Below are 13,724 nucleotides of genomic sequence, written 5' to 3'. Positions count from 1 at the left end.
TATGAAAGAAAAGGAGGGCAGACAGGTGACAACAGTATCAGATCAGGAATTGACAATGACACCACTTCGAGGAAAAAGTGGGAAAGCCTTTATTGGTCAATATCCGAATGGTGAAAAAATCTTTATCAAGTTTAACACGACACCAATTTTACCAGCTCTTGCTAAAGAGCAGATTGCGCCACAATTGTTGTGGGTGCGTCGCACTGGTAATGGCGATACAATGAGTGCACAAGAATGGCTTGATGGAAGAATTTTGACTAAAGAGGATATGGGTAGTAAACAGATTGTCCATATTCTTTTGCGTTTACACAAGTCACGACCATTGGTTAACCAATTGTTACAGTTAAACTATAAGATTGAAAATCCATATGATTTGTTGGTTGACTGGGAAAAAAATGCACCGTTGCAAATTCGTGAAAATACGTATTTGCAAGGTATTGTAAAAGAACTAAAACGTAGCTTACCAGAATTTCGTTCTGAAGTTGCGACCATTGTACATGGGGACATCAAACACAGTAACTGGGTTATCACAACAAGTGGTATGATTTACCTTGTTGACTGGGATTCAGTTCGTTTGACGGATCGAATGTACGATGTAGCCTTTCTTTTGAGTCACTACATTCCTTACACACGTTGGGGTGAGTGGTTGAATTATTATGGCTATAAAGACAATGAAAAAGTACGCAGTAAAGTTGCTTGGTACGGACAATTTTCATATCTATCACAGATTTTGAAATGTTTTGACAAACGTGATATGGAACACGTCAATCAAGAAATTTACGGCTTACGAAAATTTAGGGAGTTAGTTAGTAAAAAGAAATAATGCGAGTTAGAAAACGTAAGGGTGCTGAGGAGCACTTAGAAAATAACCCACACTATGTTATCTTAAATCCAGAAGAAGCAAAAGGACATTGGCGTGAAGTCTTTGGTAATGATAACCCAATCCACATCGAAGTTGGTTCAGGAAAAGGAGCATTCATTACAGGAATGGCTTTGCAAAATCCAGATATTAACTATATCGGAATTGACATTCAAGTATCAGTACTTAGCTACGCTTTGGATAAAGTTTTAGATAGTCAAGCACCAAATGTTCGTTTGTTGCTAGTTGATGGTTCTGATTTGACAAATTATTTTGCGGATGGCGAAATTGATTTGATGTATTTGAATTTCTCAGATCCATGGCCTAAGAAACGTCACGAAAAACGTCGTTTGACTTACAAAACATTCTTAGATACTTACCGTCAAATCTTACCTGAACACGGTGAAATTCACTTTAAAACTGATAACCGTGGCTTGTTCGAATACAGCTTGGCAAGCTTCTCACAATACGGCATGATTTTAAAACAAGTTTGGCTTGATTTGCATGCTAGTGATTTTGAAGGAAATGTCATGACTGAATATGAAGAGAAATTTTCTAAAAAAGGTCAAGTCATTTATCGTGTGGAAGCACAGTTTCAGTGATTCGCTGATGTTATAAAAAGAAGTTAGTTTGCTAATCTTCTGTTGGAGAGGTACTTAGTGGATAGGCGTAAGAAATTCTTAGGCTTTTAGGGTTCGATTCCCTTCCTCTCCTTACACAATTGAATAGAAAAAGAAACGTCCTTTGATTTTTTAAACAAATCTGAATGTTTGGGGCGTTTTTTGCTTCTTTAATGGTTTTAGCGATTAAATAAGAAAAAAGGGGATAAGATTATGAAAAGAAAAACTCACTGGAGTTAATGGCGGTATATCCTTATAAATCGTTATTTAGGTGATGCGGCAAGTGCCTAATGTGGGAAAACTTGCTTAGAATAGTGAGGCTGTATGCTTTTAGGTAGAATAAAAGAATTATTATATAAGTATCAAGGCTGGTTGACCTATCTTGGGGCTTTGGTAGCATTTAATTTGATGTTGAAGCTGGCTTATGATGAGATTGTTATTAATCATAAGAATCCTGTGGAACTACTCATTTCAATTATTATATTAGGTGTGAGTTTATTGGCATCTTATCTCAATCGAAGACGTCACATGTTATCCTACTTTATCCTTGAGAGTTCTGAGTATATCAATATGTATGCTCTTGATTTGAATTATCGTTTTATGGCTATCAATCGAAATGATATTCGTCTCATGCAAGAAATCTTTAACTTCACTCCAAAGATTGGTGATTGTCCGCTACGGCATTTAGATGCTGAAAGATCAGCAGAGCTAAAAGCTAATGTCGATAGAGCACTGAAAGGTGAGACTTTTACGTCCTTAGATACTATCGAATATGATGGTAAGACACTTTATTGGCAAAATATGTTCTCTCCGATATATAATCGAAGAAAGAGAATTATTGGCGCTTTTTCGATTGTTGTTGATGTGACGGAGCAACGAAAACAAGAACTCGAAATGCAGAGATTGGCGTATGAGGATGTCTTAACTCAAGTTCATAATCGTCGCTACATTGAGCTGGCCTTTGATGAATGTGTGTTAAATAAGACAAATCCAATTACGGTTATCATGTCTGATTTGAATAAATTTAAGGAAGCTAATGATACTTATGGTCATTCTTGTGGTGACCAGATATTGATTGAGTATGGTGAGATTTTAACTAAGGTAATGCCAGAAAATGCTGTAGTTGCACGGCTTGGTGGCGATGAATTTGCTGTTTTACTCCCCGGAGTTTCGATGCGTCAGGCTGATTTTTTAATCAATCTGGTTAAAATCGAAATGATGGTAAAAGATATGCCGGTAACGGCTTCGCTCGGTTCTTATACAGATTCTTATCAAGCTCATAAGACATTTGTTGATTTTTGTGCTTGTGCTGATGAGAGAATGTATCGTGATAAAAATCAGAAAGGATAAAGCTTATGATCTATCAAGATGTTGTTATTGTTATTCCTGCCTTTGAACCTGATCAACGCATGCTAGAATTGTTAAGAGATATTCGAGCGCGCGAAAGTAAGCCTTTTGAAATTGTCCTTGTTGATGATGGTAGCGGTGCTGCTTATAAAGCTTTATTTACTGAAGCCAAAGAAAAATACGCTTGTCATTTATTAACTCACGCTGAAAATAAAGGTAAAGGGCGTGCTTTAAAAACAGCTATTTCTTACATTCTTGAGCATTTATCACAAGCTAAAGGGATTGTTACCATTGATTCTGATGGTCAGCACACCTATGAAGATACACTTAAATGTTTGGATGAATTTCTAAAATATCCAGAGAGCTTGGTACTTGGGGTTAGAAAATTCGAAAACTCTGTTCCGCTCCGCAGCCGATTTGGTAACCTTTTGACGCGTGATGTTTTGGATGCTTTTACGGGTATGAAAGTCTCTGATACTCAAACGGGTCTTCGTGTTTTGCCGATGGCTTGGCTAAAAAGAATGCTTGACGTAGAAGGAGAACGTTATGAATTTGAGATGAACATGCTTTTAGCAGCTAAGGAAGATGGTATTCCAATTCGTGAAGTTGGTATTGCAACGATTTATCTCGATGAAAATCAATCGTCACACTTTGATGTTATTCGTGATTCACTTCGCATTTATAAGGTATTCTTTAAGTATATTTTTTCATCACTATTCTCATTCTTAGTAGATATTGTTGCTTTTACGATTTTGATTTCACTCTTTAATGGCTTAAGTCTTAGTGCTGTTACCCTTGCTTCGGTTTTGGCACGCGCCATTTCATCAGTGGTGAATTATTTCTTGAATCACAAGGTTGTTTTCAAGAAAGGTAAAGCCAGCAGCGCCATTAAGTACTTTATTCTTGTCATTGTGCAAATCATGGTATCAAGTCTTTTGGTAACCATAGTCGGAAATGCCTTGACAGCTGTTCCGATTTCAATCGTTAAAATTGTTGTCGATGGTTTGCTCTTCTTTGTGAGCTACTTTATTCAAAAACATTTAGTCTTTAGTGGAGGTGGAAATGAAGAAGCTTAAAAACTTACTATATATTGCCGCCTTTGCCACCACGGTCTTTTACTTGACTTGGCGTTTATTTGCGACGATTCCATGGCATGATTCTTGGTTTGCTTTGATTTTTGGGATTTTGTTATGGCTTAGTGAAGTGGTCTCGGCGATTACAGGATACATTCTTATTTTGAATAAGCAGAAGAACTTCGAGCTGGAAAAACCAGATATTCCTTATGACCGTTATCCTGATGTTGATGTCCTGATTGCCACGCATAATGAAGATCCTGATTTGCTTTACAAGACCATTAATGCCTGTACTTACTTAGATTATCCTGACAAATCAAAGGTTCGCATCTTTGTCTGTGATGATACCAATCGTCCAGCAGTTGCTAAAATCGCAGAAGAACTTGGTGTTGGTTATTTTGGTTTATCTGATAATAAAGATGCTAAATCAGGAAACTACAATAATGCGCTTAGTAAAACATCAGCTCCGCTTGTGGCAACTTTTGATGCGGATATGATTCCATACCGTGAATTTTTGATGGAAGCTGTGCCATATTTCATTGAGCAAGTTGAGGCTTATGAAAGAGGTGACAAGTATGACAAACCAAAAATTGGCTTGATTCAAACTCCACAAAGTTTTTACAATGCAGACATTTTCCAATACAATCTGTTCTCAGAAGAAACTTTGCCTAATGAACAAGATTTTTTTTCAAAAGAAATCAATGTTTTCAACAATGCGCGTGGTGCAGCGGTTTACACTGGTTCAAACACGGTTATTTTCCGTAAGGCTATTGAAGATGTTGGTGGATTTCCGACAGATACCATTACCGAAGATTTTGAACTTGGGGTTCGAATGAATGCGGCAGGTTATGTCAACTATTCAACGAAACGTCCAATGGCTAGTGGTTTAACACCGACAGATTTAAAGAGTGTTATCAAGCAGCGTGTTCGTTGGGGACGTGGGGTTATTAAGAGTAGTTATAACATGAACGTCTTCTTCAATAAAAACTTGACCAAGGGACAACGTTTGGTTTACATCAACGGTTATCTATACTGGTGGTCATTCTTTAGACGTTTGTTATACATCTTGGCTCCGATTTTGTACACAGTCTTTCATGTGCGCGTGGTGGTGTCAAACATTTGGTTGCTCTTCTTTTTCTGGTTGCCAAGTTATGCTTTGACGCGTCTATCCATGCGGGAGGTTTCCAAAGAATATCGTACGCAAGTTTGGGGTGAAATTGTTGAAACCATTTTTGCACCTTACTTGGTGATTCCTTTGATGATGGAGTCTTTCGGTATTAGTGAAAAGAAATTTAAGGTTACCAGAAAAGGTAATGACTCTTCATGGACCTTGTATCTGTATGCCATTCCTTATGCGGTTCTTTGGCTTTTAGCCATGTATGGTTTGGTGACCTTTAACTATGGTAAATTTGGTTCAGAACTTTTCTATGGTAGTATCATTAGTTTCTGGCTTTTTTATCACATTGTTAACTTGACCTTTGCCATTTTCTGTGCGATTGGTCGTCCTCTTTACCGTGGAAGCGAACGTTTCCCTGTTGATGAACCGATGACTATCGAGGTTGATAATGATTCTTACCAAGTGAGGGTTTGTGATATTTCAGAAACAGGTATTTCCTTTATTACTAATTTGCCACTTTATTTGCCAAAGACGAAAGAAATAACACTTCATTTGCAATCACGTGATTATCGTGCGAAGGCTAAAGGTCATGTGGTTCGTGTTGCGGTTGGTGAAAAATGCTGGCGCTACGGTGTGCAATTTACGGAAGTTAATCCAGCTGATATCCGTGAATTCTACCAATACATTTATGACCGAATTAATCACAATTTGCCAACGCACAAGGATTCTTGGATGACGACTTGGGATGACTTATTTGAAAACTTTAACCGACGTTTCCAAAGTAATGAACGTCCTGTCTCAGCATATGACCAGATTGCATTGCCAAAAGTTCGTTTGAATGAAGAGGTCTTATACGATGGCAAAAAACGTCAACTTAGAAAGACGAATTATTACTACATGACTTTCTCTGGGCAACTTGAAAACCCACGAAGAAAGCCGATTGTCGACTTTATCTATCATGACATGTTCTTTAAACTTGCTTTTGTTTCTTATGACATTGATAGAGATGAGTCACTTTACCAAGTAGTGAATCTTCCAGCTCTGGAAAAATTACCTGCTTTTAAAGCTTTAGCAAATGAATGGAGGGAAAAAGTATGATAACTATTTTGAGATTACTTTTGTTCTTTGCTATTACCATGGGGTATGATGCCTTTTTCCGTAATGGGTTGAAGATGAATCGCCGATTGACTTGGGTCTTTACTTTTGCATTTATTACCTTGGTCTTGCATCTTGGTAGTTTAGTTGGTGAGATGCTTGAGACGGTTTACGCTTTATCTGCTGTCGGCTGTCTATTAAGTCTTTACTATTTATGGTCGGTTTGGAAGAAAAAGGTTAAGGTTCGTAGGTTGGATTACATCTCTATTGGCATGATTTTTTACCTGCTTTTATTTGGGATGACCCTTTGGAATTCTCCAATTCTACATTATGATAATTTCACCCACTGGGCGACTATCGTAAAATTCTTCCATATCAATAATGCTCTTCCGACACAGTATGATACGATTATCAGTTATTATACTTATCCTGTTGGTAGTTCACTCTTTATTTATTTCTTTACGACTATTGTTGGTTTTTCGGAAGGCAGTATGCTAGTTGGACAATTCTTCCTTATTGCATCCTGTCTATACGCTATGTTTGGCGCTTTGCGTGACGAACGTCGTGTCTTGATGGTTGCTATGGTATTTGCTTCATTTGCAGTCTTTAATACCTTTAACGTTGCCATTCGATTAAATAATTTGCTGGTTGATTTCTTGTTACCAGCACTTGCCTTGGCGGCTATAGCAGGTTGCTTTGCCTACCGTAATCGTTTCTGGATGATGTCGCTTCATACGGCGGTTGTTCTTGGACTGCTTAGCATTGTCAAAGTTAGCGGACTCTTTTTTGTTCTGTTAGCTTTAGTTGCTTATATTGCTTGCGTTGTACGTTTGTTAGTCCGTAAAAGAGCACGTCTAAAAGCGCTTATCATGATGGTGACAACTATTTTGGCAAGTTTCTTGCCGTTTATCATCTGGCAAAAACATGTGTCTAATAATTTTCCTAATGCAGCAAGTGCTAAACACGCGGTGTCAATGGCTGACTTGGGTAAAATCTTGACTGGTCATGTTTCAGGAGGGGTGCCAGAAAAAATCATCAAGCTCTTTATCAAGTCAGTCTTTGATGTGACTAGTTTATCAACTCAAGGTATTATCATCATCAATGTGATTTTGTTAGTCGCCTTTATCATTCTTGGCATTCGTTTGAAACATAAAAAAGATGTTTTGTTGACCTGGCTTTTCATTGATATTTCCATTGTGACTTATTACATTAGTATTTTGTTGATGTATTTGACAGCTATGCCGACAGACGAGGCTCTACAATTAGCTGGTTTTGAACGCTATGCGTCAAGTATGGTTATCTTTGCTTTTGGTTACATGGTCATGGCGCTTGCTTGGGTAATGGATGAGTGCCTTTATGAGCAAATCCTCAGCAAGCGTAACGCCAAGTCTTATAAGACTTTGTTAAATAAACGGCTTTACCAATACGCAACGCTTGTTTTAGCCATTTATGCGGTGGGAATGCTATTATCTGAAAACAACAGCATTGTCTTTAACAACAACCAAGAAACCAATAAAGTTTCTAAAGAGCTCCATAAATTAACAGGTAACAATATGGATTCGACTAAAAAACGAATTCTTGTGGTAACAGCTGATAAGGAGCACGTGGATAGTTTCTTTGTACAATATGCTAGTCGTTATTATCTTTGGGACGTTAACGTTGATGCCAGAGAAAACTTTGTCCAAGCAGATAAGGAATTTCTTGAATTGATGAAGTCTTACAGTAACAACGCAACAAGTTATTACCTTTGGAATGAAAATATTGAAGCAAGGGATGATTTCACCTTTACGGATAAAGATTTTATTGCCATGCTAAAAACTTATGATGAAGTTGTTATTTTGGATGACCACTACACCTTCAATGCTTTGACGAAGAAACTTTTTGGACGTACTTATGCTCCAGGAGTTTACAAGACATCTGATATTCTTGCGGGTAAAGGATGATATTTCCCATTCTATCAAGCTTTTGACTTGTCAAAGACCTTAAATTATGTTACTATAATATAAAATAAGTAGAAGGAGGCGGAGTTTGTGACTTCGCCTCTTGTGTGTGCTTAGAGTCATTTTGTTGACGGATAAGCTTTTAACACATGCTACTAATACCGTTGGTTTTACGACAAGTGAGCCAATGTGATGAACTTTCTATTTTGATATTGATAGAAGAAGGAGGGGATTCTTATCGCAAACGCAAATACAATCATTGAATTGGTTACCAAAGCAGTTGCGCCTGCTATTAAAGATCCGTTCGAATTGGTTGATGTTGAGTATGGAAAAATGGGCAGCGATTATGTCCTTAGTATCTTGATTGACAAACCAGGAGGGATCACCGTAAATGATACAGCTGATTTGACTGAAATCATTAGTCCTCTACTTGATGCCATCAAACCAGATCCATTCCCAGAACAATACATGTTGGAAGTGTCTAGCCCTGGTTTAGAGCGTCCATTGAAGACTAAAGAAGCTCTTGAAAAAGCTGTAGGTTCTTATGTCAATGTTAGTCTTTACAAAGCTATTGATAAAGTTAAGGTATTCCAAGGAGACCTTGTAGCTTTTGATGGTGAAACATTGACTATTGATTATTTGGACAAAACACGCAAGAAAACCGTTGAAATTCCATATTCAACAGTTGCAAAAGCGCGTTTGGCAGTGAAATTGTAGTCAAACTACTATAACAAACTACAATCTGATTTTACTTAGATATAAACGAAAGGATTACGTCCTGCTTAGCCATGCAGGGCAATGAAAAAAATGAGCAAAGAAATGCTAGAAGCCTTCCGTATTTTGGAAGAAGAAAAACACATTAACAAAGACGATATCATCGACGCTGTCAAAGAATCTTTGAAATCAGCTTATAAACGTCGTTATGGTCAATCTGAATCATGTGTTATTGAATTCGACGACAAAAAAGGTGACTTTAAAGTCTACACAGTTCGTGAAGTTGTTGAAGAAGTTTTTGATAGCCGTCTAGAAATCAGCTTGTCAGATGCATTGAAAATTAGCTCAGCTTACGAACTAGGTGACAAAATTCGCTTTGAAGAATCTGTTGCTGAATTTGGTCGTGTGGCTGCTCAATCAGCTAAACAAACAATCATGGAAAAAATGCGTCGTCAAATCCGTGAAGTGACTTACAATGAGTACAAACAACACGAAGGCGAAATCATGACTGGTACTGTTGAACGCTTCGACCAACGTTTCATCTATGTTAACCTTGGTTCACTTGAAGCTCAATTGTCACACCAAGATCAAATTCCTGGTGAAACATGGAAATCACATGACCGTATCGAAGTTTACGTTTACAAAGTTGAAAACAATCCAAAAGGTGTTAACGTCTTTGTAAGCCGTAGCCACCCTCAATTCATCAAACGTATCATGGAACAAGAAATTCCTGAAGTATTTGACGGAACTGTTGAAATCATGAGTGTTTCACGTGAGGCTGGAGATCGTACAAAAGTTGCTGTTCGCAGCCACAATCCAAACGTTGATGCTATCGGTACAATCGTTGGTCGTGGTGGAAGCAACATTAAAAAAGTTATCAGCAAATTCCATCCAAAACGTTATGATGCTAAAGCTGGCGTAGAAGTTCCTGTTGAAGAAAACATTGACGTTATCCAATGGGTTGAAGATCCAGCTGAATTCATCTACAACGCTATCGCACCAGCTGAAGTTGATATGGTTCTTTTCGATGAAGAAGACAGCAAACGCGCTACAGTTGTTGTTCCTGACAACAAATTGTCACTTGCTATCGGTCGTCGTGGACAAAACGTTCGTTTGGCCGCACACTTGACTGGCTACCGTATCGACATTAAATCTGCTTCAGAATATGAAGCTCTTGAAGCTGAACGCGAAGCAAAAGCAGCTGAAGCACAAGAAGCACCAGCTGAGGAAGTTGTTGAATCTGCTGATACAGAAGTTGTAGCAAACGACGCAGAATAAGAAAGATAGAGGTGTTTCATGGCTAAAACACGTAAAATACCTTTAAGAAAATCAGTTGTTTCAGGTGAAGTGATTGATAAACGTGATTTACTTCGCATTGTTAAAAATAAGGAAGGTGAGATTTTTATCGATCCAACTGGTAAGCAAAACGGACGTGGCGCTTACATCAAACTTGATAATGCAGAAGCTCTTCAAGCCAAAGAAAAACGCGTCTTTAACCGTAGCTTTTCAATGGAAGTTCCTGAATCATTTTATGATGAATTGATTGCTTACGTAGATCACAAAGTCAAAAGAAGAGAGTTAGGTCTTGAATAACCACCAAAGATTGTCAAATTTAATTGGACTGGCACAGCGTGCAGGAAAAGTGATTTCTGGAGAAGAATTGGTCATTAAGGCCATCCAATCTGGCAAAGCGAAACTTGTTTTTCTGGCAAATGATGCTGGTGATAATTTGACAAAGAAAACAACTGATAAAAGTCATTATTACAAAGTAGAAGTCTCCACAGTGTTTAACACACTGGAATTAAGTGCTGCGCTTGGTAAACCACGTAAAGTGGTTGCCATAGCAGACGCTGGATTTTCAAAGAAAATGAGGACTCTTATGAACTAACAGAATAGGAGGACATCAATTGTCAAAGAAAAGATTATATGAAATCGCTAAAGAATTGGGCAAATCAAGCAAAGAAGTTGTTGACTATGCTCAAGAGCTAGGACTTGATGTGAAGAGCCATTCTTCTAGCGTTGACGAATCTGATGCCAAACGAATTGCGGCGAAATTCTCAGGAAATGCCAAACCAGCTGCGGCAAAAGCCAAAGTTGAAAAAGCAGCTGAGAAAACAGTTGCAGAAGCTCCTAAAGCAGCTCCTGCAAAACCTCAGAGCCGTAATTTCAAGGCGGAACGTGAAGCGCGTGCTAAAGCCGAAGCTGAAAAACGAGCTAAAGGTGGCGATAAAAAGCGCAATAACAACCAAGGACGCGACAATCGTTCTAATCGTGACAGACAAGAGAATGCCCAAAATAATCGCAAACAACGCGATCGCAATTCTCAAAATCATAATCGAAGAGATCAACAGCGTGATAATCACCAAAGAGATCAACGAAACGATCGCAATCAAGCAGCAAAACCACGTATCGATTTCAAAGCACGTGCAGCTGCATTGAAAGCAGAACAAAATGCTGAGTATTCTCGCCAAAGCGAAAATCGCATTCACGAAAAAGAAGCCGCTAAGCGTAAAGCAAAAGCAGCCAAAGAACAAGAGCACAAAGCTCGTGTGGAAGCTAAAGCTAAGGCTGAAGAACACAAAGCAAAAACAGCAAAAACTGCAGCGCCTGCTCCTAAACATGTGGTAGCAGAACAAGCAGCACCTGCTGTAGATAAACGTCGTAAGAAACAAGCTCGTCCTGAAAAATCACGTGATTATGAACGTGATAATGAAGATGGACCACGCAAGAATAGAAAAAACTGGAATAATCATAACCAAGTGAGAAATCAAAGAAATAGTAACTGGAATAATAACAAGAAAAACAAAAAAGGTAAACATAACAATCGTAACAACGCTCCAAAACCTGTAACAGAGCGTAAGTTCCACGAATTACCTAAAGAATTTGAATACACTGAAGGCATGACTGTTGCTGAAATCGCAAAACGTATTAAACGCGAACCAGCAGAAATCGTTAAGAAACTCTTCTTGATGGGTGTTATGGCTACTCAAAACCAATCCCTTGACAGCGATACAATCGAATTGTTGATGGTTGATTATGGTATTGAAGCTCATAAAAAAGTCGAAGTTGACGAAGCTGATATCGAACGCTTCTTTGCTGACGAAGGCTACCTCAACCCAGACGAAATGGTTGAACGTGCTCCTGTTGTAACTATCATGGGTCACGTTGACCACGGTAAAACAACCCTTCTTGATACCCTTCGTAATTCACGTGTCGCTACAGGCGAAGCTGGTGGTATCACTCAACACATCGGTGCTTACCAAATCGTTGAAAATGGTAAGAAAATTACCTTCCTTGATACACCAGGTCACGCGGCCTTTACATCAATGCGTGCGCGTGGTGCCTCAATCACAGATATCACTATCTTGATTGTTGCCGCTGATGACGGTGTTATGCCTCAAACAGTCGAAGCCATTAACCACTCTAAAGCCGCTGGTGTCCCAATCATCGTTGCTATCAACAAGATTGATAAACCAGGCGCTAACCCAGAACGTGTTATCGGTGAATTGGCAGAACACGGAATCATCTCAACTGCTTGGGGTGGTGACTGTGAATTCGTTGAAATTTCAGCCAAATTTGGTAAAAACATCGATGAATTGCTAGAAACAGTTCTTCTTGTTGCTGAAATGGAAGAATTGAAAGCTGACCCAACAGTTCGCGCTATCGGTACTGTTATCGAAGCTCGTCTTGATAAAGGTAAAGGACCTGTGGCAACACTTCTTGTCCAACAAGGTACTCTTCATGTTCAAGATCCAATCGTTGTTGGTAACACATTCGGTCGTGTTCGTGCCATGGTTAATGACCTTGGACGCCGTGTTAAAGTGGCAGAACCATCAACACCAGTATCAATCACTGGTTTGAACGATGTGCCTATGGCAGGTGACCACTTCGCGGTTTACGAAGATGAAAAAGCTGCGCGTGCAGCCGGTGAAGAACGTGCTAAACGTGCTTTGATGAAACAACGTCAAGTCACTCAACGTGTTAGTCTTGAAAACCTCTTTGATACCCTTAAAGCAGGTGAAGTTAAGACTGTTAACGTCATCATCAAAGCCGACGTACAAGGTTCTGTTGAAGCCCTAGCAGCCTCACTTCTTAAAATTGATGTTGAAGGCGTAAAAGTTTCAGTTGTTCACTCAGCCGTAGGTGCTATCAACGAATCAGACGTTACGCTTGCTGAAGCATCAAATGCCTTCATCATTGGATTTAACGTCCGCCCTACACCACAAGCTCGCGAACAAGCAGAAGCTGATGAAGTAGATATTCGTCTTCACTCAATCATCTACAAAGTTATCGAAGAAGTTGAAGATGCTATGAAAGGTATGCTTGACCCTGAATACAAAGAAAAAATCATCGGTGAAGCTCTTATCCGTGAAACATTCAAAGTATCTAAAGTTGGTACAATCGGTGGATTCATGGTTACAAATGGTAAAATTACGCGTGATGCTAGCGCACGTGTCATCCGTGACGGTGTTGTTATCTTCGACGGTAAACTTGCCAGCCTTAAACACTTCAAAGATGACGTTAAAGAAATCGGTAACGGCCAAGAAGGTGGTTTGATGATTGAAAACTACAACGACATCAAAGTTGATGACGTTATCGAAGCTTACGTTATGGAAGAAATTAAACGTTAACAAGTATTGTGGCTGAAGCCACTAATACTTGTACGGCAAGCACTATGGTGCTCTAGAATATAGGCAAAACTATTTTTGGGCTAAAATCATTTTCAAGTTATTATTACTGCGATTAGATTTTAGGATTATTTGCGAGCATTGCTCGCAACAAAAGGATACTTTCCGCTGTGGTGAAAGTGGCTGTAGCATTTTTAACCCAGCCACCGGGAAGTTTTGAGGCTTTGGGCTCAAAACTTAGGCATGGAATTCCGAAAGGAAGTCGCTGCCGACCACACCACCTAAGGGAAGTATCAAAAAAGACTTTGTCTTTAGTTTAAAGTGCCTTGCC

General features: G+C 39.0%; 11 protein-coding genes and 1 tRNA gene. All 12 read left to right on the top strand.

All coding sequences use genetic code 11. From position 1 onward, the window contains the following. Positions 1 to 25: 25 nt before the first annotated feature. The 12 genes from ccrZ (at position 26) to infB (ending at position 13,396) form a co-directional block, all read left to right on the top strand. Positions 26 to 823 (top strand): cell cycle regulator CcrZ, encoded by a 798-nt coding sequence (gene ccrZ, locus BLR83_RS08985; RefSeq protein WP_374220336.1) that lies wholly within the window; start codon positions 26 to 28, stop codon positions 821 to 823. After that, complete coding sequence (trmB, locus tag BLR83_RS08980; RefSeq protein WP_039695961.1) at positions 823 to 1,461, top strand: tRNA (guanosine(46)-N7)-methyltransferase TrmB; 639 nt, start codon at positions 823 to 825, stop codon at positions 1,459 to 1,461. Before ccrZ ends, trmB begins: the two co-directional genes overlap by 1 nt. A gap of 44 nt (positions 1,462 to 1,505) precedes the next feature. After that, positions 1,506 to 1,573: transfer RNA gene (locus BLR83_RS09930), tRNA-OTHER, on the top strand. A gap of 230 nt (positions 1,574 to 1,803) precedes the next feature. Continuing rightward, positions 1,804 to 2,829, top strand: coding sequence for a GGDEF domain-containing protein (locus BLR83_RS08975; RefSeq protein ID WP_074561327.1), 1,026 nt, complete (start codon positions 1,804 to 1,806; stop codon positions 2,827 to 2,829). A 5-nt stretch (positions 2,830 to 2,834) separates the two neighbouring features. Continuing rightward, the gene (locus tag BLR83_RS08970) at positions 2,835 to 3,902 is read left to right on the top strand and encodes a bifunctional glycosyltransferase family 2/GtrA family protein (RefSeq protein ID WP_074561326.1); all 1,068 of its coding nucleotides are present in this window, start codon (positions 2,835 to 2,837) and stop codon (positions 3,900 to 3,902) included. Continuing rightward, positions 3,889 to 6,114, top strand: coding sequence for a glycosyltransferase family 2 protein (locus tag BLR83_RS08965; RefSeq protein WP_074561325.1), 2,226 nt, complete (start codon positions 3,889 to 3,891; stop codon positions 6,112 to 6,114). The genes BLR83_RS08970 and BLR83_RS08965 overlap by 14 nt, the downstream gene beginning before the upstream one ends. Then, positions 6,111 to 8,054: a hypothetical protein gene (locus BLR83_RS08960; protein WP_074561324.1), complete on the top strand. Its 1,944-nt coding sequence runs from the start codon at positions 6,111 to 6,113 to the stop codon at positions 8,052 to 8,054. Before BLR83_RS08965 ends, BLR83_RS08960 begins: the two co-directional genes overlap by 4 nt. 252 nt (positions 8,055 to 8,306) lie before the next feature. After that, complete coding sequence (rimP, locus tag BLR83_RS08955; protein WP_039695938.1) at positions 8,307 to 8,768, top strand: ribosome maturation factor RimP; 462 nt, start codon at positions 8,307 to 8,309, stop codon at positions 8,766 to 8,768. A gap of 90 nt (positions 8,769 to 8,858) precedes the next feature. Continuing rightward, complete coding sequence (gene nusA, locus BLR83_RS08950) at positions 8,859 to 10,043, top strand: transcription termination factor NusA (protein WP_039695996.1); 1,185 nt, start codon at positions 8,859 to 8,861, stop codon at positions 10,041 to 10,043. Positions 10,044 to 10,061: 18 nt separating this feature from the next. Further along, complete coding sequence (gene rnpM / locus BLR83_RS08945) at positions 10,062 to 10,358, top strand: RNase P modulator RnpM (RefSeq protein WP_006531117.1); 297 nt, start codon at positions 10,062 to 10,064, stop codon at positions 10,356 to 10,358. Continuing rightward, the gene (locus BLR83_RS08940; RefSeq protein ID WP_006531118.1) at positions 10,351 to 10,653 is read left to right on the top strand and encodes a YlxQ-related RNA-binding protein; all 303 of its coding nucleotides are present in this window, start codon (positions 10,351 to 10,353) and stop codon (positions 10,651 to 10,653) included. Before rnpM ends, BLR83_RS08940 begins: the two co-directional genes overlap by 8 nt. Before the next feature lie 19 nt (positions 10,654 to 10,672). Beyond that, complete coding sequence (gene infB / locus BLR83_RS08935) at positions 10,673 to 13,396, top strand: translation initiation factor IF-2 (protein ID WP_074561322.1); 2,724 nt, start codon at positions 10,673 to 10,675, stop codon at positions 13,394 to 13,396. Positions 13,397 to 13,724 lie beyond the last annotated feature (328 nt).

Origin of the sequence: Streptococcus equinus (assembly GCF_900101445.1) — a bacterium.
GTDB classification, from domain to species: domain Bacteria; phylum Bacillota; class Bacilli; order Lactobacillales; family Streptococcaceae; genus Streptococcus; species Streptococcus equinus_B.
This window is presented reverse-complemented; position numbering and strand designations above follow the sequence as displayed.

Bases quoted from the DNA above. Each gene is read 5' to 3' on its own strand.
- BLR83_RS08970 (WP_074561326.1), top strand. From the start codon at position 2,835: ATGATCTATCAAGATGTTGTTATTGTTATTCCTGCCTTTGAACCTGAT.
- rnpM (WP_006531117.1), top strand. From the start codon at position 10,062: ATGGCTAAAACACGTAAAATACCTTTAAGAAAATCAGTTGTTTCAGGT.
- BLR83_RS08965 (WP_074561325.1), top strand. From the start codon at position 3,889: ATGAAGAAGCTTAAAAACTTACTATATATTGCCGCCTTTGCCACCACG.
- nusA (WP_039695996.1), top strand. From the start codon at position 8,859: ATGAGCAAAGAAATGCTAGAAGCCTTCCGTATTTTGGAAGAAGAAAAA.
- BLR83_RS08960 (WP_074561324.1), top strand. From the start codon at position 6,111: ATGATAACTATTTTGAGATTACTTTTGTTCTTTGCTATTACCATGGGG.
- trmB (WP_039695961.1), top strand. From the start codon at position 823: ATGCGAGTTAGAAAACGTAAGGGTGCTGAGGAGCACTTAGAAAATAAC.
- BLR83_RS08975 (WP_074561327.1), top strand. From the start codon at position 1,804: ATGCTTTTAGGTAGAATAAAAGAATTATTATATAAGTATCAAGGCTGG.